Origin of the sequence: Gordonia sp. SCSIO 19800, assembly GCF_018132775.1 — a bacterium.
GTDB classification, from domain to species: Bacteria; Actinomycetota; Actinomycetes; order Mycobacteriales; family Mycobacteriaceae; genus Gordonia; species Gordonia hongkongensis.
This window is the reverse complement of the sequence record NZ_JAGRQM010000030.1, coordinates 21,717-43,807: the sequence shown is the minus strand read 5'-3', so window position 1 is coordinate 43,807 and position 22,091 is coordinate 21,717. Positions and strand designations below refer to the sequence as shown.

Below are 22,091 nucleotides of genomic sequence, written 5' to 3'. Positions count from 1 at the left end.
GTATGTGGGTCGTGTTGATTTTCAGGTGAAGTTGCGGGGGCAGCGGATCGAGTTGGGGGAGATCGAAACCGTCCTCGGCGCCACGCCGGGTGTCGCCCAGGTGGTGGTCTCGGTCATGGGACTCGCTGCGGGAGAACAACTCGTGGCTCACGTCACCGGAGCGGATGTCGACGTCGAGCATCTGCGCGCGACGGCTGAGCAACTACCCGTGTACATGCGCCCCACGTCCTGGGTCGTCCTGGACACGTTGCCGTTGAACACCGCGGGCAAGGTGGACCGCAAGGCGCTGCCCGCACCGGACTTCGTCGCCGCCGAACGCGTGCTCCCCGAGACCGACGCCGAAGTCGCGATCACCGGTGTCTTCGCCGACGTGCTCGGGCTGTCTGCCGCGGACTCGGTGTCGGTGACCGACAGCTTCTTCGATCTCGGCGGCAACTCACTGGCCGCGACCCGACTCGCGGCCCGTGTCTCCCGGATGCTCGGGGTCCCGGTACGGGTGCGAGACGTCTTCGACGCCCCGACGGTCCGTGATCTCGCGCGTCGAGTCCAGGCGGCAGACATCGCCGGGGCCGGAACAGTAGTCCCGGATCGGTCGACTGCACCGGCCCGTCCGTCGGTCTTGCCTCTCTCGAGCGCCCAGCGCCGCATGTGGTTCATCAACCAGTACGAGCCGGCGGTTGCGTCGTACATCATCCCGTTCGCCTTCCGACTCCGCGGCACGGTCGAGGTCGAACATCTCCGTCGAGCGCTCGCGGACGTGGTCGCGCGTCACGAGGTTCTCCGGACCACCTACCCGGTGTCCCGCGACGGACGCCCCGAGCAACGAATCCACGACGTCGATCCGGAGAATCCCGTATTCGACTGGGCGGTGGCAGATTCCGAGTCCGAAGCGCTGGCCGTCGCCGCCGAGCCATACGACCTGACCCGTGACCTGCCCGTGCGCGCCCGCGTATACGTCGATCCCGGTACAAGTGCACTGCTGGCCGTCAGCATCCATCACATCGCCGCCGACGGCGAGTCGGGTCGGGCGCTGTCGCGCGATCTGCTCACCGCGTACTCGGCACGACGCGACGGTCGAAGTCCGGACTGGCCGCCGCTCCCGCTCCAGTACGCCGATCATGTCCTGCGGGCCGCCGGACGATCGGAGGAGCAGGATGAGCACCGGCAGTGGTGGGCCCGCCGGCTCGACGGCGCCCCGGTCCTCATGGATCTGCCGACCACCTATCCACGTCCGGCCACGCCGACCATGTGGGGTGCGACCGTCGAGTTCGTCATCCCCGGACGCGTCGCGCAGGGGGTCGGCATCCTCGCCCGCGCCGGCGACGCCACCGCATTCATGGTGCTCCACGCCGCACTCGCCGCGGTGCTGGGTCGGCTGTCGGGGAGTCGCGACATCGTCATCGGGACCGCCGCCGCGGGCCGCGACGGCGACACCGACGACTTGATCGGCATGTTCGTCAACACGGTCGCGCTGCGGACCCCGATCGTCCCCGCACAGCCGTTCGCCGACCTCCTGCGGGTGGTGCGCGAGGTGGATCTCGACGCCCTCGATCACGCCGGCGTGCCCTTCGACGACGTCGTCGACGAACTCGGGGTGGCCCGCACCGCGTCCCATGCGCCACTGGTCCAGGTGCTGCTCACCACGTCCGATCTCGCCGCCCCCGGCGCCACCGGTGGGCAGATCGCCGACCTCGACGTCGAACCCGTTGCCGTCGAGGACAACTCGGCAAAACTCGACCTGACCCTCGGGGTTCTGACGGACCCGGCCGAGGGGGCTCCGTGGCGCGGTTCGCTCACCTACGCAACGGACCTCTTCGACGACTCCGCCGCGCGCCGGCTCGCGGACCGATTCGTCGGCGTACTGACGTCCGCGGTCGGCGACAGCACACTGCCGGTCGGGGACCTCGAGCTGCTGACCCCGGACGAGGAGATGATCCCGCTCGTCTCGGGCGACCCCGATCCCGCTCCGGGACTCCTTTCGGACCTGCTCGTCGACGCGGCGCGGATGCGTCCGACCCACCCGGCCGTCGTCGACCCCGTCGCCGCGGACCCCGAACACGTCTGGACCTATGCCGAACTCGATTCGGCGAGTTCGCATCTCGCGAGGGTCCTCATCGACTGTGGTATCGGTCCGGAGGACGTGGTCGTCAGTGCGTTCCCGCGCTCGGCGACGGCGCAGCTCGCATTGTGGGCAGTGGCCAAGACCGGTGCGGTGTACTGCCCGATCGACCCCCGCTACCCCGCGGAACGCATCGCTCGGGTCCTGGACGCCGCGAACGCCGTGCTGGTGCTCACCGACGGGAGTGTGGAAGGGCCGGCCGCCGACACGGCCTCCACGTGGCCGCCGCGACTGCTGCTCGACGCAGCGCTCGTCGCCGACCTGCGCAGACGCCCGGCGCTCGACCCGCCGCGTCGCAACCGGCCGGTGACACCCGACTCCGGCGCCTACATGATCTTCACCTCCGGATCGACCGGGACGCCGAAGGGGGTGCTCGTGACGCACCGCGGCCTCGCGGGTGTCAGCACGGTGCTGCGCGACCGGCACCGATCCGGGCCCGATGCGCGCTGGCTGGCGATCAGCTCGCCCGCGTTCGATGCCGCCATGCTCGAGGTCCTCGGTGCCTACGGCAGTGCTGCGACGCTCGTCGTCGCGCCTCCCGAGGTGTACGGAGGCCGCGAGCTGGCCGATTTCATCACGACGCACCGCACCACCCACGCCTTCCTGGTGACATCGGTGGCGGCGTCGTTGCCGGATCCCGGTCGCCTGCCCATGACCGACGTCCTCGTCGGCGGCGAGGCCGTCCCCGACACCGAGAAAGACCGGTGGGCCCCGCACGTGGCGTTCCACAACGGTTACGGACCCACCGAGACCACGATCATCAGCGTCACCTCGCCCCCGATCGGCGTCGACGAGCCGGTCCACCTCGGCAGCCCGGTCCCCGGCGCGAGCGCCCATGTCCTGGACGAGCGGCTGCATCCGGTGCCGCCGGGGGTCGTCGGGGAGCTGTACCTCGCCGGTCCCGAACTCGCACGCGGTTACCACGGACGGCCGGCGCTGACCGCCGAGCGCTTCGTCGCCGCCGTCGACGGGGCACCGGGCACGCGGATGTACCGGACCGGGGATCTCGTGCGCCGGGACCGCAGTGGCGGATTGGTCTACGTCGGCCGCGCCGACTTCCAGGTCAAATTGCGCGGACAACGGCTCGAACTCGGTGAGATCGAGGCCGTCCTGACCGCACACCCGCAGGTGCGGACGGCGGCGGTCATCGGGGTCGGGAACCCGGTGACCTCGCTGGCCGGTTACGTCGAACCCGTCGACCCCGGACGACCGGTCGAGATCTCCGCCGTCCGTGAACATCTCGCGACCCATCTGCCATCGCACATGGTCCCGGCGGCACTCACGGTGCTCGACTCCATCCCGCGCAGCCCGATCGGGAAGATCGACCGCGCGGACCTCCCCGCCATCGAGCCGTCGAAGGCCGACGCCGAACGCGTTCCGCCGTCGACGCACACCGAGCGGTTACTCGCGGCCATCGTCGGCGAGGTTCTCGGACTCGATGCCGTGTCGGTGACCGCTGACTTCTTCGTCATCGGCGGCAACTCGTTGTCGGCCACGCGTGTGAGTGCCCGCGCGGGGGACGCCTTCGGGGTCCGCGTCGGTGTCCGCGACGTCTTCGAGGCGCCGACGGTTCGCCTGCTCGCTCGTCGCGTCGACGCCGCTTACGACGATGCGTCGCGACCGCCGCCGCTGCGCCGTGTCGATCCTCGGCCCGCGCACATTCCGCTGTCGTATGCGCAGCAACGGATCTGGTTCCTGAACCGGTTGGATCCGAATTCGGGGGCCTACACCATTCCGATGGCCGTCCGCCTCCGCGGCCGGCTCGACCGGGGTGCGCTACGTGCCGCCGTCGTCGACCTGCTGGCCCGCCACGAGATCCTGCGGACCGTGTTCCCGTCGCCGGGCGGTGAACCGCGGCAGCACATCTTGCCGATCGACGAGGCCCGGGCCCGCCTGCGGTGGGAGGACATCGCGGCTCCGCGGGAGCTCGCCGACCCGGCCGCATTCGTCGGTGATGCCGCCTTCGACATCACCACCGAACTGCCGCTGCGTATTCGCCTGTTCGCGGTCGGTGACGGTGGAATCGACACCGACGACCACGTCCTCGTCGTCGTACTGCATCACATCGCCGCCGACGGTGAGTCGATGAGGCCGCTCTCCGCCGATCTGTGGGGGGCCTATCTGGCGCGTGCCGGGGGCCATGCGCCAGAGGCGGCCGCGCCGGCGATCCAGTTCGCCGATCACGCACTGTGGCAACGGGAGACGCTGGGGGACATCGACTCGCCGGAGTCCGTTCTCGGTCGCCAGGTCGGCTACTGGGTGAATCGACTGTCGGGGATCCCCGACCTCCTCCCGCTGCCCACGGACCGGCCGCGACCGGCGGTCGCGTCGCAACGGGGCGGTCGCGTCACCGCGGGCATCCCGACCGAACTGACACAGCGGATCGCGGACACGGCCCGCGTCCACGGGGCCACCGAGTTCATGGTCGTCCACGCCGCGCTGTCGATCGTGCTGGCCAGGCTGTCCGCGACCCGCGACATCGTGATCAGCACCCCGGTTGCCGGACGGGGCCATGCGCATCTCGACGACCTCGTGGGAATGTTCGTCAACACCGTGGTCCTGCGCACCGACGTCGACCCCCGGACCCCGGTCGGGGACTTCCTCGAACGGGTGCGCATCGACGACATCAACGCCCTCGCCCGCGCCGATGTGCCGTTCGAGTACCTGGTGGACCGACTGTCCCCGGTCCGGTCGGAGGCGTTCGCCCCGATCAGCCAGGTGATGCTGTCGGTGCTGCACGATCAGGACACCGGAACCGTCGGGACCGACCCCTCGGGATCGGCGAAACTGACCTTCGAACCGATCGAGGCGTCCACCGGCACCACCCAGCTCGACCTGACCGTGGCGGTGACGATCCGTCCCGAAGGCGCGTGGGACGTCGAGATCGTTTATGCCACCGACCTGTTCGACGAGCGGACCGCGCGCACCGCGATCACCCGCCTGACCAGGGTCCTCGAGGCGGTCGTCGGTGCCGACGACATGGCTGTCGGTGCCATCGACCTGACCGACGCGTCCGAGCGCGCGCGGATCGCCGAACTGGTCGTGGGCCCCGATCTCTCGGTGCCGTGGTCGACGGTTACCGATGCGATCGAGGCGGCCGCGCGACGCTCACCGGAGTCGACGGCCCTGGTGGCCGGTGCGCGATCCGTGACCTACCGCGAGTTCATGGACCGGATCACCCTTCTGGCCGAGACGATGTCCGCACACGGCGTGGGTCCGGAAGTGGCCGTGGGCGTGTGTATCCCGCGGTCGGTGGAGCTGGTGCTCGCGATCCACGCGGTGGTGATGGCCGGCGGCAGCTATGTCAGCATCGACCCGTCGACTCCGTCCGAACGAGTGGCCGCGATGGTCGACGCCGCGTCGATCGCGGTCATCCTGACCGCTGATGTGACCCCGTCCGCGCTGTCCGGTCTGTCGGTACCGACCCTCGTCGTCGACGGAAACGCCCCGCCGGAGGACCGCTCGGGTCCCCGGCCGGAACTCCGTCGCCCGCGTCCGGGCAACGCCCTCTACACGTTGTTCACGTCCGGCTCGACCGGAACGCCGAAGGGAGTCACGGTCAGTCACGGCGCCGTACTCAACCGACTCGCATGGATGGCGGTGCGTTCCCCGCTGCGTCCCGACGATGCCGTTCTGCTCAAGACGCCGGTCACCTTCGACGTGTCCGTCCCCGAGTTGTTCGAACCGCTGATGGCCGGGGCCCGCCTCGTCATCGTCGAGGACGGCCGCCACATCGACCCGGCCCATGTCCTCGCCGAGATCGAGCGGCATCGGGTCACCTCGGTACACTTCGTGCCGTCGATGATGGCGGCGTTCGTCGAGTACATCGGCGACCACCCGCGGAGGCGCGCGGCACTGTCGTCGTTGCGGCGTGTCAACGCGTCGGGCGAGGCACTGCCGGCCGCCACCGCCGAGGCCATGGCGGCGCTCGTGCCGCAGGCGGACCTCGACAATCTCTACGGGCCGACGGAGGCGGCCGTCGAGGTGACGGCCTACCGCTTCGCCCCCGGCGACGTGATCGTGCCGATCGGGCGCCCGAACGCGAACACCACCACGTGGGTGCTGGACGACGGGTTGCGCCCGGCGCCGGTCGGGGTGGTCGGCGAGCTGTACGTCGGCGGCGATCAGCTGGCGCGCGGCTATGCCGCCCGGCCCGACCTCACCGCCGAACGGTTCGTGGCCGACCCCACCGGCCCGCACGGAGGCCGCCTCTACCGGACCGGTGACCTGGTGCGCTGGAACGCCTCCGGTGCGCTCGAATACCTCGGCCGGGCAGACTTCCAGGTGAAGTTGCGAGGACAGCGCATCGAGCTCGGGGAGATCGAGACCGTCCTCGCCCGCGTCGACGGCATCTCGCACGCGGCGGTCACCGTCCGGAGCGGTCCGGCGGGTGATGCACTGGTCGGATACCTCGCCGGCCGAGTCGATCTCGACGCGATCCGTGAGCATCTGCGGCAGGCATTGCCGCAGTACATGCACCCGACGCAGTGGGTGGTCCTCGATTCGGTCCCGGTGACCGCGACCGGCAAACTCGACCGCCGGGCCCTACCCGCGCCGCGGAGCGAGCCGGTCGAGATGGTGCCGCCCGCCGACGCCGTCGAACGGGCGGTGGCCGTCGTCGTCGCCGACGTGCTGGGACTCGACGAGATCTCGGTGACGACGCCGTTCTTCGATCTGGGCGGCAACTCGCTCGCCGCGATGCGGGTCGTCGCCCGGATCGGCGAGCAGCTCGGGACCGACCTCGACGTGCGCGACCTCTTCCGCACCCCGACGGTCCGCGAGCTCGCGCAACTCGTCACGCGTCATCGGGTCTCCGACCATCCGCTCGTCGCACGACCCCGGCCCGAGCGCATCCCGTTGTCGTATGCGCAACAACGACTGTGGTTCATCAACCAGTTCGACGTGACGTCCCCGACGTACAACATGCCGATGGCGTTCGACATCCGGGGATTCCTCGATGTCGACGCACTACGCGCCGCGGTCGCGGCTGTGATGACGCGACACGAACCGCTGCGGACCGTCTACCCGCTCGGCGACGGCGGGGTGCCGCTACAGCACATCCTCGATCCTTCGGTGGCGGCGGCCCGACTGCGCTGGGAATCGGCCGGGACACCCGAGGACGCGATGACGTTGTGCGCGGAGGGATTCGACGTGACGACGCAGCTGCCGTTGCGTGTGGTGACTTCGCTGGTATCAGCGGAGGGTGCGTCGCCGCCGGTGCATCGGGTCGTGCTGGTCCTGCACCACATCGCCGGCGATGCGGCGTCCCTGGCGATCCTGGCCGCGGAGGTCCTCGGTGGGTATCGCAACGGTCGACGCCCCGAAGACGGGTCGATCGAGGTACCGGAGATCGCATACGCCGATCACGCGCTGTGGCAACGCGATCTGCTCGGGGACCTCGACGACCCGACCTCACCGATGGCGGCGCAGTACTCGTTCTGGACCGAGACGCTGGCCGACGTTCCGGCCGCACTGGAGATCCCCGGTGACCGTCCGCGTCCGCCGATCGCCGACCCCACCGGTGGTCGGCTGCCCCTCGAGATCGGCGAGGAGCGCAGCGCAGCGGTGGCGGCGACCGCACGCGTGCACGGGATGACCCCGTTCATGGTCTGTCACGCCGCCTTCGTCGCCGCACTCGCCCGTGTGGCCGATGTGCGGGACATCAGCGTCGGCGCCGCCATCTCCGGTCGCGGGCACGCGGCCACGGCGGGGCTCATCGGGATGTTCGTCAACACCGTGGTGCTCCGCACATCGGTGCACGCCGAGGACACGGTCGAGGACCTGCTCCGCCGGGTCCGCGACGCCGATCTCGCGGCCTTCGCGCACGCCGACATCCCGTTCGAGACCCTCGTCGAGCACCTCACCCCGGTCCGGTCCACCGCCCACGCGCCGCTCGTGCAGGTCATGATCAACTATCTCGGCGAGTCGTCCGGGACACCGACGGTGCCGGGTATCGGCGCGGACGCCGAGCCGCTCATCGTGGACGGTCTCGAGGTCGTGGCCGTCGAACCGGGGCCGCCGCCGGCGAAGCTCGACCTCACCCTCGGTCTCGCGGAGCGGTCCGTCGGTACGGCTGTCGAGTTGGTCGGCGAGATCGACTACGCCGCAGCGCTGTTCGACATCGAGACGATCGAGTCGATACGCGACGTCTTCCTACGCATGCTCGATGCGGTGACCGGTGACATCGACACGGTGCTGGACGAGGTCGATCTGGCCGGTGCCGTTGACGGTGTGTCGCTGATCCTCGACGACGCGGGCCGGGCGGTGCCGCCACGGGTGCCGGGAGAGCTGTACGAGCGCGCGCGAGACGGTTCGCTGATCGCGACGGGGATGTGGGCGCGGTGGGTCGACGCCTCGATGACACGACCGGAGATCCTCGGGCCGGTCGAGCGTCACCCCCGGATCGGCGGGCGGCGAGTGGATCTCGATGCGGTGGAGGCGGCACTCAACGCGGTGGCGGGCGTCGTCACTGCGGCGGTCGTGGCGTCGGCGTCCGACGGTCAGCCGACGGATGACGGAGTCGAGGTGGGGGCCTGGGTCGTGGTCGACAACGACGGCCCCGGCGCCCTCGACCTCCGACGCGAGCTGTCGAGAGTGCTGCCCGCACACTGTATTCCGACGGTGATCAGCGTCGTCGACGCCATCCCGGTCGGCGCGGACGGGCGACCCGGACGCCGCGAGGTCGCGTCGCTCATGAACTCAGCCGGTGGGGGACGCGAGGACGCCGAGCCCGCGGCCCCGACCGGCCGCTGGGAAGTGACGGTCGCCGAAGCGATGTCGGAGATCACCGGGACTGCGGTGACCGACGCGGACCAGGGTTTCTTCGACCTCGGCGGGACCTCGCTGTCGGCGGTTCGGCTGGTGTCGCTGCTGCGGCGACGGACCGGACTGCCCGTCGAGGTCGCATGGATCTTCGCCGGACCCACACCGCGCGATCTCGGCGCCCGGCTCGCTGCTCAGGCGACGCACGAGGACTCAGCCGACACCGCCGCCACGCGGGGCCAGGTCGTCGTGCCGCTACGGGCGGACGGCAGCCGCGAACCGGTCTTCTGCGTCCACCCCGCCGATGGGTTGGCGTGGCTGTTCGCTGGTCTCACACCGTATCTCGACGACCGGCCGGTCTTTGGTCTGCAGGACCCCTTCGTGGTGGCCGGCGACACGGCCGCCACGTCGATCCGCGAACTCGCCGCGCGGTATGTGGCCGAGATCCGGGCGATCGTCCCGCAGGGGCCCTACCACCTCGTCGGCTGGTCCCTCGGCGGGCTCATCGCCCAGGAGATGGCGGCCGAATTGCGTTCGCAGGGTGTCGAAGTCGGGTTCCTCGGCCTCCTCGACAGCTATCCCGCGACCGGTGACGAACTCGAGACCGGCGGTGGACTCGAGACCGACGGGGCGCCGGCGCGCGCCGAGGTGTCCGCGGAAGATGCGCGAGCCACGGTCGCGGACCTGCTCGGCGGGTGGCGAGCGGTCATCGACGTCGACGCGGTGACCGCCTCCGACGATCCGGCCGCGATGGCGGCGGCGGTCCGCGAGCGGGTCGTCGGACTCGGACTCCTCGACGGACCCGCGTTCGACCGCATGCTCCAACGGATGGCGACGTCGGCCCGACGCACCGTCGACCATCGGCCCCGAACCTACGACGGCGACGCGATGCTCGTCGTCGCGGCGGCGGGGGAGGCCGACCCGGACAGCACCGCCGGACGCTGGACATCGTTCCTCGGCGGGCGGGTCACCCGTGTCGACGTCGATGCCGATCACCTCGGGATCGTCGGTACCGACGCGCTCGAGGTGATCGGACCGCGGATCGACGCGGCGATCCGCGAGGCCGAGTCGCGGCGCGCAAGCGACGGCCCCCACCCGCTCCCTGAGTAGGCCGGAGCTTGCGGAGGGCGCGGCCGACCCCCGCTCCCGGAGGAGCGCCCGGGGCTTGCGGAGGGCGCGGCCAACCCCCGCTCCCTGAGGAGCGCCCGGAGCTTGCGGAGGGCGCGTCACGAAGGGTCTTCGCAACCCGTCTCGCCAAGACCCTTCGTGACGCTCGCAAGCTCGCTCCTCAGGGAGCGGGGGTGGGCTCGCGCTCGCATGACAGGGAGCGGGGTGGGCTCGCGCTCGCATGACAGGGAGCGGGGTGGGCTCGCGCTCGCATGACAGGGAGCGGGGGTGGGCTCGCGCTCGCATGACAGGGAGCGGGGTGGGCTCGCGCTCGCATCAACCGGGAGCGGAGCGGGGATCGCGCGCCCTCAGCCGGCCGGGAGATCCGCAAGGGCGTCGGGGAGGTCGTCCCGATGGACGACGACGAGTCGCTGGGTCGCCCGGGTGAGGGCGACGTACAGGTCGCTGAGCCCGCGTGGTGACTGGTCGATGATCGCAGCGGGCTCGACGACGATGGTCGTGTCGAACTCCAGGCCCTTACAGCTCCGCACCGTGTACACCCGGGGTGGTTCCCGGTCCGAGAGCGTGGAGCGATCCGGCGCCAGCGCCGCGTCGATCGCGTCGTGCAGGTGATCGGGCACCACGACGGCGGTGAGGCCGTCGGGTTCGGCGAGCCCGACGGCGCGGAGGACGGCGTCGGCGATGCTCTCCGGGGAGTCGTCGTCCGCCCGCAGCGCCACCGGCTCGATGCCGTTGCTGCGCAACGAGGTCGGTGCCTTCTCGCCGTTGCCGATCTCGTCGAGGACGCGCGCGGCGTACTCCATGATCTCGCTCGGGGTCCGGTAGTTGACCGACAGCTCCTTGAACTGCCAGCGCTTCGCGACATACGGCTCCAGGACCTCGCCCCACGAGCGCGTGCCCGCCTCGTCGGATGTCTGAGCGGTGTCGCCGATGATCGTCATCCACCGATTCGGGATGCGTCGCATCACCATCCGCCAGGACATGGCGGAGAGCTCTTGGGCCTCGTCGACGATGACGTGGCCGAACGTCCAGGTGCGGTCGCCGTAGGCACGTTCGGCCGTCGTGGCGCGTCGTGTCTCGGTCTGGCGGGACGCGAGCTGTTCTGCGTCGATCAGGTCGTAGGCCATCAGGATCTCGGGATCGAGTTCGTCCTCGAGGTCCTGCGGCGCCGAGCCGGTCAGGATGTCCAGTGCGTCCTGCGCCTCGGCCAACTGGCGACGCCAGCGTGCGCGTTCGGCCCGCTCCGCGTCCTCGGTGCCGTAACCGATCAGCTCGGCGAGTTCGTCCAGCAATGGGACGTCGGCAGGCGAGAAGTCCGCACCCGACGTCGTGGCCGGGCGCGACGGACGGTGCAGCGCAGCACGATCGGCGTCCGTCCAACCCGGGGTGGCCTTGCGAATCGCGCGTTCGTCGCCGAGCAGGTCGCGAAGCAGGGCCTGCGGGGTCAGCGTCGGCCAGTACCGCAGCAACGCGGCACGGATGTCGAGATCGCGGCTCATGTCGTCGCGGATGTCGGCGATGTCGGCGGGGCTGAGCAACTGCGAACCGTCGAGCAGGCTCGATCCGATGGTCGCCGCGTGCCGCGCCGCGAGTTCGGCGAGACCCGCCTTCAGGAAAGCGTTCTGCGAGAGGTTGTGGGCGCGTCGAGTCGCGCGGGCCTTGGCGCGTGCGGCCTTGACCAGAGCCGAGTCGATCTCGACGGTGTAGCTGTCGAAATCGACCGCCTCGGGACGAGACGGCAGCGACTGCTGGGCGCGCACCGCCCGCTTGAGGACGTCGACCATGCGCAGCCCGCCCTTGACCGCGGCGGTCGTCCGCGGGTCGGCGGTGCCCGCGCGGACGCCGGGGAACAGGTCCCCGATGGTCGAGAGGAGCACGCCGGACTCGCCCAGCGAGGGCAGCACCTGGCCGATGTAGTTCAGGAAGTCGTCGTTGGGTCCGATGATGAGGATGCCGCTGCGCGAGAGGTTCTCGCGATGTGTGTAGAGCAGGTAGGCGGCTCGGTGCAGCGCCACGGCGGTCTTGCCGGTACCGGGGCCGCCCTGGATGACGGTGACCCCGCGATGCGTCGACCGGATGATCAGGTCCTGCTCGCGCTGGATCGTCTCGACGATGTCGGTCATCTCGCCGGTGCGGGCGGCGTTGAGGGCCGCGACAAGAGCCGACTCGTTGACGACGTCGCCGTGTCCGAAGTCGTCGAGCAGCGCATCGCCTGCGGTCAGGGACTCGTCGCTCACCCCGCGGACCTTGCGGCTGCGGGTCCGGATGTGGCGACGGCGCGCGACGTCCTCGGGTGCGGCGGGCGTCGCCAGATAGAACGGCCGGGCCAGGGGCGCGCGCCAGTCCAGCAGCAGGGTGGCGTCGGTGGCGGTGGCGTCGAGTTCGCCGTCGTCGGCGAAACCGTCGTCGAGGACACCGATGCGTCCGATACGTCGGATCTCGCCGTCCTCGAGGTCGAGACGACCGAAATACAGATTGTGTTCGGCGGCATCGAATTTGGCGAGATCCTCGTTGTACATCCGCTCGTAGGACTCGCGTTCGGACAGCGCCTGCGGTGTGCCGCCGCGTTCGGAGAGCGTCGACGACAACCGACGCTGCGTGGTCCGCCGCATCCGGTCCAGCCTGCCGTACACGCGGTCGAGGTGCCGCTGTTCCTCGTCCACGCGGGGGTCGGTGTCCGGCGAGAGGGCGGTCATCGGCCGTCCCCGATCGACAGCGGTGCGCGGGACCCGTGGGACCGGGCCAGTCCGGCGGCCCGGATGCGGGCGGTCATCGCGCGGGGGTCGGCGGACAAGCGGCGGCAGACCTGCGACGCCGGGTCGGCGAGTGTCTCGTCGTCGAGTCGGCGGGACAGCCACTCGAGAACGTCGGTCTGTGCACAGAAGGGGACGGGGTTACCGGTGACCGGGTCGGCGAGGACGCCGTGCCGGGACACGTACAGGTCGAAGGTCGCAGGCGGGGTCCACTCGTCCGGAAGGAGGGGACTGGGACGGCCGAGAACGGGGTGGTCGCGCGTAGTCACTGTCTGTCGATGATAGTTGGGTTCGGTGGCGTCGAGAGCATCGATGTGGGTGGGACCCAGCCAGGCCGCGGTCGTCGTGATCGCGGCCTCACCTGCCAAGATCGGCGCGGCTGGGATGTATCCCCGGGCCGCGACATGGGCGGAATGGCCGACTGTGATGTTCGTGACGCGGACCGTGCGGAGGCAGATCCGGTCCGTCGACGGAACGTGGGCGAGCTTGCGACGTAGAACGTCGGGGGCGGCATTCGACCCGACTGCGATCACGAGCCGCGAGCCGGCCGACGGGACCGTCCCGAACGGTGGACCCGCGAGCGTCATCTCGTGCAGCGATGCCTCTCTCAGCGCCGCGGACGCGGGCACCCAGGGATAATCCGCTGGCGGGTGCTCCGCGTCCGTGGTCGTGAGATCGGTTGTGCTCAGGGTCGTGCTCGTATCTGTTGCTCGTGCGCGTGGAGACCCCGAGGGATCAGCGACGTGCCTTGCGCAGACGCTTGCGACTCTGCTCGGCGGAGTCCTCGGCAGCTGCGGCGAGCTGGCGTGCGGTCTCGGCGAGCTCGGCCGACCGTGCGCGGGCGACGTCGGCGAGTTCGGCCGACCGATCGCGTGCCACGTCGGCGAACTCCGGTGCGCGCTTGCGGGCGGTGTCGGCGAGATCGGACGCACGGTCGCGGGCCGAATCGGCGATCTTCGGAGCCTTCTTCTTCGCCTGCTTCTGCGCCTTCGCGGCCTGCTTCTGGGCCTTCTCGGCCCGCTTCTGCGCTTCCTTCACGAGCTTCGGGCCCCGCTTGCGTGCCGTCTCGGCGAGATCAGACGAACGCGCGAGCGCCGTGTCGGCGAGCTCCGACGACCGGTGGAGAGCCGCGTCGGCGACGACCGGGGCGCGGTCCTTGATGCGATCCGCGACATCGGAGGCGGTCTCGGCGGCCTTTCCGGCCAACTCGAGGGAGCGCTTCTGCGCGGCTTCGGCGATCTCGGGTGCGTGCTCGCGGAACTTCGCCGCGGCGTCGGCGGACCGCTCGGAAACGATCTCGGCGCCGTCGTGGGTGCGCTCGACGAGGTGCTCCCAGGTCGACGACCCGGCGGCGGCACCGATCGGCAGCGCCGCGGCCACAGCGGATGCCTTCTGACGGCCGCGCCACGCGAGCGACGGCTTGCCCTCGGTGTCGACCGCCGCCAACAGGACTCCGCCGAGCAGGCCGACGTTCTTGATGAACGCGTTGCGCTGGGCTTCCTTCTTGACCGGGTCCGCCTCGTTCCAGAAGTCGGTGCCGGCTGCGGTCGTCGGGATCAGGGTGCCGGCCAGGACGACGGACGCGACGCGCGGGAACTTGCCGGTGGCGAGCAGGATTCCGCCGCCGATCTGGGCGGCGGCGTTGATCTGCACCAGGGTCTCGGTGTTCTCCGGGATCCGGCCGGCCACCTCGGGCGGGAGCGACGACCGGGCCTTGTCCACGACCGGCTCGGCGGACTGCGCGATCGGTTTGGGGCTCCGGATGGCGTCCACGCCGCTGGCGACGAACGCCGAGGCGAGGAGCGGACGGGCTATACGGCGGAGAATCATCGGTCACAACCTTCTTCAGTCGGGTTTGGCTATCGAGATCCGTCGGGTGAAGCGCGTTTCTGGCCCGTTCAACGCTACCCTGTCACAACGAATCTGCAGGTCACTCGGCGTGCCGTGACCGGTTTGCGTACCTACGGGGCATCGCGGGTCACGACTCGCCGAACGATCCGAGGAACAGGTAACCGCCCGCGACGGAGACCAAACACTCGGGAGTCGACCGGCGTCGCCCGCCTCCGTATCACCAGCGGCGCTCACGCCATTCGGGGAGTGACCCGCGCTCGGCGCCCAGGGTCGTGTCCTTGCCGTGGCCGGGGTAGACGACGGTCGAGTCGTCGAAGCGGTCGAACAGCTTCGTCGAGACGTCCTCGAGGAGGGTGTCGAAGTCCTCCGGCTTCCAGGTCTTGCCGATCCCGCCGGGGAAGAGGCAGTCACCGGTGAACAGGTGCACGGTTCGCTGACCGCTGTCGTCGACGTCGGTGAGTGCGAGAGCGATCGATCCCGGGGTGTGCCCGACGAGGTGGATGGCCTCGAACGTGAGGTCGCCGACCTCGAGGACATCACCGTCGTCGACGAGGCGGTCGGGGGTGATGGGCAGTTCACCGGCGTCGAGGCGCCCCGCCGCGGTCGGCACCCCGGTGGACTCGGTGACGGCGGCGAGGGCCTGCCAGTGATCGAAATGCTGGTGCGTCGTGAAGATGAGCTTCGGTGTGCCCTCGACGGCGGACAAGACCTCGGTGATCGTCTCGGCGTCATTGGCCGCGTCGATGATCAGCTGATCGCCCGTCGCACGCGAGGTCACCAGGTAGACGTTGTTGTCCATCGGGCCGACGGACAGCTTGACGATGGTGGCCGACGACAGCGTGCGGCGCTGCGGGGTCTTCGACTCGGAGAGGTCGCCGGTGTAGTCGTCGCTGATCGGTGTCGCTGGGGAGGTCATGCCGACAGGCTATGCCAGCGGGCACCCGGAATGTGACGGTCGCGACCATGAAACCCGGCGTGGCGCGCGTATCCTGGACCATTGGTTCGGCGATGACACGCGGGCGGCGAGACCGATCGCCCGGTCGTCGGACTCCGAATCTCCCCGGGGCGAGTGCATGGCGACGTTTCTGTCGGTGGCCGTCGGTACTGTGCCCGTGCGCCGTCTGTGCGCCCTGTGACTCGAGAATGTAAGGACTGCAGTGGTTGATCGTCTGATCGTCCGAGGTGCCCGCGAACACAATCTGCGCGGCATCGATGTCGACCTGCCCCGGGACAGCCTCATCGTCTTCACGGGGTTGTCGGGATCGGGCAAGTCATCCCTCGCCTTCGACACGATCTTCGCAGAGGGGCAGCGGCGCTACGTCGAGTCACTGTCCGCCTACGCGAGGCAGTTCCTCGGGCAGATGGACAAGCCTGATGTGGACTTCATCGAGGGCCTCTCGCCCGCGGTGTCCATCGATCAAAAGTCGACCAACCGCAATCCCCGGTCGACCGTCGGCACCATCACCGAGGTCTACGACTACCTCCGTCTCCTCTACGCCCGCGCCGGCAAGGCGCACTGCCCGATCTGCGGCGAGCCCATCGCCAAGCAGACACCCCAGCAGATCGTGGACCAGGTGCTCGCGATGGACGAGGGCACGCGGTTCCAGGTGCTCGCTCCGGTCGTGCGCACGCGGAAGGGCGAGTTCGTCGACCTCTTCGCCGAGCTCCAGACGCAAGGTTTCTCCCGCGCCCGCATCGACGGCGTCGTCCATCAGCTGACCGATCCGCCGAAGCTGAAGAAGCAGGAGAAGCACGACATCGAGGTGGTCGTGGACCGCCTCGTGGTCAAGCCCAGTGCCAAGCAGCGTCTGACGGATTCGGTCGAGACCGGTCTGCGTCTGGCCGACGGCATCATCGTGCTCGACTTCGTCGACCTCGAGGAGGACGACCCGGAACGCGAGCGCCGCTTCTCGGAGCGGATGGCCTGCCCGAATGCGCATCCGATCGCGATCGACGACCTCGAACCGCGGTCGTTCTCGTTCAACTCGCCGTACGGCGCGTGCCCGGAATGCGACGGGCTCGGCATCCGCAAGGAGGTCGACGAGGAGCTCGTCGTGCCCGACCCGGAGTTGTCGCTCGCCGAGGGTGCGATCGCCCCGTGGTCGACCGGCCACAACGCCGATTACTTTCTCCGGTTGATGTCGGGTCTGGCCGATCAGATGAAGTTCGACATCAACACGCCCTGGAAGAAGCTGCCGATCAAGGCGCGCAGGGCCCTGCTCAACGGCAGTGACCACCAGGTCCACGTCAAGTTCCGCAACCGGTACGGCCGCACCCGCTCGTACTACACCGAGTTCGAGGGCGTGCTCTCGTTCCTCGCGCGCCGCATGGACCAGACCGAGTCCGAGCAGATGAAAGAGCGGTACGAGGGTTACATGCGGGACGTGCCGTGTCCTGCCTGCCAGGGCGCGCGCCTACGCCCCGAGATCCTCGCCGTCACGCTCGACCACCCGGAGTTCGGGCCGAAGTCGATCGCCGAGGTGTGTGACCTGTCGGTCGCCGACTGCGCCGACTTCCTCGACCAACTGCGGCTCGACTCCCGGCAGGCCGCGATCGCGGGACGGGTCCTCAAGGAGGTCCAGGCCCGCATCCGCTTCCTGCTCGACGTCGGACTCGAGTACCTGTCGCTCGAGCGCGCCGCGGGTTCGCTGTCGGGTGGTGAGGCGCAGCGCATCCGCCTGGCCACCCAGATCGGTTCGGGTCTTGCGGGCGTGCTCTACGTCCTCGACGAGCCGTCGATCGGTCTGCACCAGCGCGACAACCGTCGACTCATCGACACGCTGACCCGTCTTCGGGATCTGGGCAACACACTGATCGTCGTCGAACACGACGAGGACACCATCCGCGCCGCCGATTGGATCGTCGACATCGGGCCCCGTGCCGGGGAGCACGGCGGACACGTGGTGCACAGCGGCAGTTACAAGGACCTACTGAAGAACCGGAAATCGCTGACCGGTGCGTACCTCGCCGGTCGCGACACCCTGCCGGTGCCGGACATCCGACGGCCGATCGATCGCAAGCGCCAGCTGACGGTCGTCGGTGCGCGGGAACACAACCTCCGTGGCATCGACGTGTCGTTCCCGCTCGGTGTGATGACCGCGGTCACCGGTGTCTCGGGGTCGGGCAAGTCGACGCTCGTCAACGACATCCTGGCCACCGTGCTCGCCAACAAGCTCAACGGCGCGCGTCAGGTGCCCGGGCGTCACACCCGCATCAAGGGTCTGGACAACCTGGACAAGCTCGTGCAGGTCGACCAGTCGCCGATCGGGCGCACCCCGCGGTCGAACCCGGCCACCTACACCGGTGTCTTCGACAAGATCCGCACGTTGTTCGCGGCGACGACCGAGGCGAAGGTGCGCGGCTATCAACCGGGCCGGTTCTCGTTCAACGTCAAGGGCGGCCGCTGTGAGGCGTGCACCGGTGAGGGCACGATCAAGATCGAGATGAACTTCCTGCCGGATGTGTACGTCCCGTGCGAGGTCTGCCACGGCGCGCGGTACAACCGCGAGACCCTCGAGGTGCACTACAAGGGCAAGACCATCTCCGAGGTGCTCGACATGCCGATCGAGGAGGCCGCCGACTTCTTCGAGCCCGTCACCTCGATCCATCGCTACCTGAAGACACTCGTCGACGTCGGTCTGGGCTATGTCCGGCTCGGGCAGCCGGCGCCGACGCTGTCCGGCGGTGAGGCACAGCGCGTGAAGCTGGCGGCCGAATTGCAGAAGCGGTCGATGGGCCGGACGGTCTACATCCTCGACGAGCCGACCACCGGTCTGCACTTCGAGGACATCAAGAAGCTGCTCGCCGTGATCAACGGTCTGGTCGACAAGGGCAACACGGTCATCGTGATCGAGCACAACCTCGATGTCATCAAGACCGCCGACTGGGTCATCGACATGGGACCCGAGGGTGGCGCGGGTGGTGGAACCGTGGTCGGCGAAGGTACTCCGGAGGACATCGCCGCGACCCCGGGCAGCCACACCGGCAAATTCCTCGCCGAGATCGTGGACATCGACCACGCTGTGGCGTCGGTCGGCTGAGTCGCCGAACGCAAATCGCCACTACCGTTGCAGCAGCGCTGGTTTGCGAGTGGCGCGCGTCAACGGAAGTGGCGATTCGCGTGTTCTGAGGGGGAATGCGCGGCGGGGGAGTGTGCTACGAACCCATCGACTTGCGGATCTCCTCGAGTCGCTTCTTCGCGGCCTCGTCGCGTTTGCGCATCATCTCGTCGACGGACTGGCCCTCGGCGCTCGCCTCCGCCAGCTCCTGCGACCCGATCGCGGTGGTGATGCGGTTCTCGATCTTGTCGCGCACGAAGTCGAAGGTCGGGACGCCGCTGTCGGAGTAATTCGGATCGGGAACCGCTCCGGGCACCGGGCCGGTCGGCACGATCTCCGCATCGATGATCTCGTCGGACCGTCCGGGCTCCTCGGCATTCGTCATGGGTCCAGCGTAGGCCCTCCGCTGGTCGAGTAGCGCCGGCCGAGCGGAGCGAGGCCGCCGCGTGTCGAGGCCACTACCGCCGAGGCGCGCGAACCGGGCCGGTGTACTTCTCGCCCGGGCCCTCGCCGGGTTCGTCCGGGTATGCACTTGCCTCCCGGAACGCCAGCTGCAGGCCCTTCAGGCCGTCGCGGATCGGTGCGGCGTGGATGCCGAGATCGGCTTTCGACGCGTCGACGATGCCGGCCAGGGCGGTGATCAGGGTGCGGGCCTCGGGCAGGTCGATCCGGTCGGCCGGGGTCCCCTCGGCCAGGCCGAGCTTCTCGGCCGCCGCGCTCATCAGCATGACGATGGATCGGGTGATGACCTCGATGGCCGGAATATCGCCCAGGTCACGGACGTTGTCGGGATCGGTGTGCGCCGCATCTCCCAGGTCGGCGCCATCGCCCGTCGCACCCTCCGGGGGTAACGGTGCAGGTGACGAATAGGAGTTCTCGGCCATGGCTGTTAGACTCCCATAGCACGACCGCCCTGGTATGCGCCGGGGTCGTAAGTGGAGTTCCGCTCCCACCGTTCGACGCGAGGTTCTCGCAGTTGCACGGTCCGGTTCACGCCGATCGTCGCAGATCGCATCTCTGGATGCTGAGCTGTACGTCTTCGGCAGCGTGTGTCAGCACTGGCACGCGTGGACGAACCGGTCGGTATCGGAGCCCCGCGGACATCAGTCCCGGGGCTTCCTTGCTGAGGTGTCCCGCAGGTTCTCTTGCATACGTCCCTCGCCACGACGCGACGGTTACCACTGCAGGATTGAACAAGGAGGCCCCATCAGCACTGAGACCCGCATCAACGAGCGCATCCGCGTCCCTGAGGTCCGACTCGTCGGACCCAACTCGGAGCAGGTGGGCATCGTGCGTGTTGAAGATGCGCTTCGCTTGGCCTACGAGGCCGATCTCGACCTGGTCGAGGTGGCCCCGGACGCCCGTCCGCCGGTCTGCAAGATCATGGACTACGGCAAGTTCAAGTACGAAGCGGCCCAGAAGCAGCGCGAATCGCGTCGCAACCAGCAGATGACCGTGATCAAGGAGCAGAAGCTCCGTCCCAAGATCGACGACCACGATTACGAGACCAAGAAGGGTCACGTCATCCGGTTCCTCGAAGCGGGATCCAAGGTGAAGGTCACCATCATGTTCCGCGGCCGCGAGCAGTCGCGCCCCGAGCTCGGCTACCGACTGCTGCAGCGCCTGGGCAACGATGTCGCCGACTACGGCTTCGTCGAGACCTCGGCCAAGCAGGACGGCCGCAACATGACGATGGTCCTCGCGCCGCACAAGGGTGCGAAGACCCGCCAGAAGGCGCAAGAGAGCCGTGAGCGTTCCGGTGGCCCGAAGGCCGCCCCTGACGCGAGCTGATCCGCGAGCACTGAGCGGACGAGAACTGAGTCGATCGGCCGGACGAGAGTCCGAACCGCTCCGGCCGAGATCACGACACGCGAATACGGGTACACACCGGACCTCGCCGGGTCCGGTGCCCGAGTTCGCCCGAGAAAAGGAAGAACATGCCGAAGAGCAAGACCCACAGGGGCACCGCGAAGCGCTTCAAGGTGACCGGCAGCGGAAAGATCGTCCGCCAGAAGGCCAACCGCCGCCACCTGCTCGAGCACAAGTCGTCCCGGCGCACCCGTCGTCTCGACGGCACCACCGTCGTCAGCGAGAACGACGCCCCGCGCATCAAGCGACTGCTCAACCGCTGACGCCAGCGACCCCAGACATCTGACAAGCAAAAGGATCTAACACATGGCACGCGTGAAAAGGGCCGTCAACGCCCAGAAGAAGCGTCGGTCCACCCTCGAGGCATCCAAGGGCTACCGCGGACAGCGGTCGCGCCTCTACCGCAAGGCGAAGGAGCAGCAGCTCCACTCGCTGAACTACGCCTACCGCGACCGTCGCGCGCGCAAGGGTGAGTTCCGCAAGCTGTGGATCTCGCGTATCAACGCCGCGGCCCGCGCCAACGACATCACCTACAACCGACTCATCCAGGGCCTCAAGGCCGCGGGTGTCGAGGTCGACCGCAAGGTGCTCGCCGACATCGCCGTGACCGATCCCGAGGCCTTCACCGGTCTCGTCGAGGTCGCCCGCAAGGCACTGCCGGCCGACGTCAACGCGCCGGCTGCCTGATTGCGCACCAGCACCCACGACCCGCGAGTCGCGCGGACGAACCTCCGATGACGGAGGTGCTGTCCGAGCGATCCTCGCGGGTCGTGTCGTATGCGAAGCTGCATCGCGCCGCCGAGCGGCGCGAGCAGGGCCGCTTCCTCGCCGAAGGGGCGAATGCAGTCGCGTCGGCGCTCACCGTCGGCCGGATCGAGACGCTCCTGGTCGCCGACGAGGAGCAGTTCCGTCACCGCGATCTCGTCGAGACCGCCGCGGCGGCCGGCGTCCCGGTGTCGGTGATCACCGGCCGCGCCGCGTCGAAGCTGGCCGAGACGTCCACGCCCGCGGGCATCTTCGCGATCTGCCCGTTGCTCGTCGTGCCGCTCGACGCCGTCCTCACCGCCGGGCCGCGACTCCTCGCGATCGCGGTCGAGCCGCGGGAGCCCGGGAACGCGGGCACGCTCATCCGCTGCGCCGACGCGATGGGCGCCGACGCGGTGATCCTGCTCGGCGATGCCGTCGACCCCCACAACGGCAAGTGCGTCCGTGCGAGCGCGGGAAGCGTGTTCACGGTGCCCGTGGTGCGTGAGCGCGCCGTCGACGACGCCCTCGACGCCATCCGGGGGTCCGGCATCAGCCTGTTGGCGACCGCGGCCGATGGCGAGGTCGCCCTGGACGCGGCGGGCGACATCCTCTCCGGCCGCGTCGCATGGCTCTTCGGCAACGAGGCGCACGGCCTGTCGGTCGAGGTGCAACGCTCCGCCGACCACCGCGTGTCCATCCCCATCCGTGGCCGCGCCGAGAGCCTGAATGTCGCTGCCGCGGCGGCCATCTGTCTGTACGAGAGCGCCCGTGTCCACGGCGCGGCGGGTCGCGTCTGACCGCTGT

At 69.3% G+C, this 22,091-nt stretch carries 12 protein-coding genes; 6 read left to right on the top strand and 6 right to left on the bottom strand.

Features of this window, described 5'->3' with window-relative positions; genetic code table 11:
• Positions 1-25: 25 nt before the first annotated feature.
• On the top strand, positions 26-9,991 hold the full coding sequence (locus KB201_RS22780) for a non-ribosomal peptide synthetase (protein WP_211540581.1): 9,966 nt from the start codon (positions 26-28) through the stop codon (positions 9,989-9,991).
• A 365-nt stretch (positions 9,992-10,356) separates the two neighbouring features.
• Here the strand turns inward: KB201_RS22780 and KB201_RS22775 are convergent, their stop codons facing one another.
• The 4 genes from KB201_RS22775 to KB201_RS22760 form a co-directional block, all read right to left on the bottom strand.
• Positions 10,357-12,705, bottom strand: coding sequence for an AAA family ATPase (locus tag KB201_RS22775; RefSeq protein WP_211540578.1), 2,349 nt, complete (start codon positions 12,703-12,705; stop codon positions 10,357-10,359).
• Complete coding sequence (locus KB201_RS22770) at positions 12,702-13,391, bottom strand: hypothetical protein (RefSeq protein WP_211540576.1); 690 nt, start codon at positions 13,389-13,391, stop codon at positions 12,702-12,704. Before KB201_RS22770 ends, KB201_RS22775 begins: the two co-directional genes overlap by 4 nt.
• A 106-nt stretch (positions 13,392-13,497) precedes the next feature.
• Positions 13,498-14,592 carry a DoxX family protein gene (locus tag KB201_RS22765; protein ID WP_068971017.1) on the bottom strand — a complete coding sequence of 365 codons (1,095 nt, stop codon included), beginning with the start codon at positions 14,590-14,592 and terminating at the stop codon, positions 13,498-13,500.
• Positions 14,593-14,830: 238 nt separating this feature from the next.
• On the bottom strand, positions 14,831-15,529 hold the full coding sequence (locus KB201_RS22760) for an MBL fold metallo-hydrolase (RefSeq protein ID WP_211540574.1): 699 nt from the start codon (positions 15,527-15,529) through the stop codon (positions 14,831-14,833).
• Between the two features lie 241 nt (positions 15,530-15,770).
• Here KB201_RS22760 and uvrA point away from each other — a divergent pair, with 241 nt between their 5' ends.
• Positions 15,771-18,653, top strand: coding sequence for an excinuclease ABC subunit UvrA (gene uvrA / locus KB201_RS22755; RefSeq protein WP_211540573.1), 2,883 nt, complete (start codon positions 15,771-15,773; stop codon positions 18,651-18,653).
• Positions 18,654-18,768: 115 nt separating this feature from the next.
• Here uvrA and KB201_RS22750 read toward each other — a convergent pair whose 3' ends face one another.
• On the bottom strand, positions 18,769-19,056 hold the full coding sequence (locus tag KB201_RS22750; protein WP_058253855.1) for a hypothetical protein: 288 nt from the start codon (positions 19,054-19,056) through the stop codon (positions 18,769-18,771).
• 73 nt (positions 19,057-19,129) lie between these two features.
• Positions 19,130-19,555: a DUF1844 domain-containing protein gene (locus KB201_RS22745; protein WP_058253854.1), complete on the bottom strand. Its 426-nt coding sequence runs from the start codon at positions 19,553-19,555 to the stop codon at positions 19,130-19,132.
• 265 nt (positions 19,556-19,820) lie between these two features.
• Here KB201_RS22745 and infC point away from each other — a divergent pair, with 265 nt between their 5' ends.
• The 4 genes from infC to KB201_RS22725 all read left to right on the top strand — a co-directional run bounded on the left by infC (position 19,821) and on the right by KB201_RS22725 (position 22,084).
• Positions 19,821-20,462, top strand: a complete 642-nt coding sequence (infC, locus tag KB201_RS22740; RefSeq protein WP_162540013.1) for a translation initiation factor IF-3 — start codon at positions 19,821-19,823, stop codon at positions 20,460-20,462.
• A 146-nt stretch (positions 20,463-20,608) separates the two neighbouring features.
• Positions 20,609-20,803, top strand: a complete 195-nt coding sequence (gene rpmI, locus KB201_RS22735; protein WP_211540570.1) for a 50S ribosomal protein L35 — start codon at positions 20,609-20,611, stop codon at positions 20,801-20,803.
• A gap of 43 nt (positions 20,804-20,846) precedes the next feature.
• Positions 20,847-21,227, top strand: coding sequence for a 50S ribosomal protein L20 (gene rplT, locus KB201_RS22730; RefSeq protein ID WP_010844357.1), 381 nt, complete (start codon positions 20,847-20,849; stop codon positions 21,225-21,227).
• Positions 21,228-21,274: 47 nt separating this feature from the next.
• Positions 21,275-22,084, top strand: coding sequence for an RNA methyltransferase (locus KB201_RS22725; protein WP_211540567.1), 810 nt, complete (start codon positions 21,275-21,277; stop codon positions 22,082-22,084).
• Positions 22,085-22,091: the final 7 nt, after the last annotated feature.

Excerpts from the sequence above, each read along its gene's own strand:
- KB201_RS22775 (WP_211540578.1), bottom strand. The coding sequence starts at position 12,705 with ATGACCGCCCTCTCGCCGGACACCGACCCCCGCGTGGACGAGGAACAG.
- rpmI (WP_211540570.1), top strand. The coding sequence starts at position 20,609 with ATGCCGAAGAGCAAGACCCACAGGGGCACCGCGAAGCGCTTCAAGGTG.
- KB201_RS22750 (WP_058253855.1), bottom strand. The coding sequence starts at position 19,056 with ATGACGAATGCCGAGGAGCCCGGACGGTCCGACGAGATCATCGATGCG.
- KB201_RS22760 (WP_211540574.1), bottom strand. The coding sequence starts at position 15,529 with ATGACCTCCCCAGCGACACCGATCAGCGACGACTACACCGGCGACCTC.
- KB201_RS22745 (WP_058253854.1), bottom strand. The coding sequence starts at position 19,555 with ATGGCCGAGAACTCCTATTCGTCACCTGCACCGTTACCCCCGGAGGGT.
- rplT (WP_010844357.1), top strand. The coding sequence starts at position 20,847 with ATGGCACGCGTGAAAAGGGCCGTCAACGCCCAGAAGAAGCGTCGGTCC.
- KB201_RS22765 (WP_068971017.1), bottom strand. The coding sequence starts at position 14,592 with ATGATTCTCCGCCGTATAGCCCGTCCGCTCCTCGCCTCGGCGTTCGTC.
- KB201_RS22725 (WP_211540567.1), top strand. The coding sequence starts at position 21,275 with ATGACGGAGGTGCTGTCCGAGCGATCCTCGCGGGTCGTGTCGTATGCG.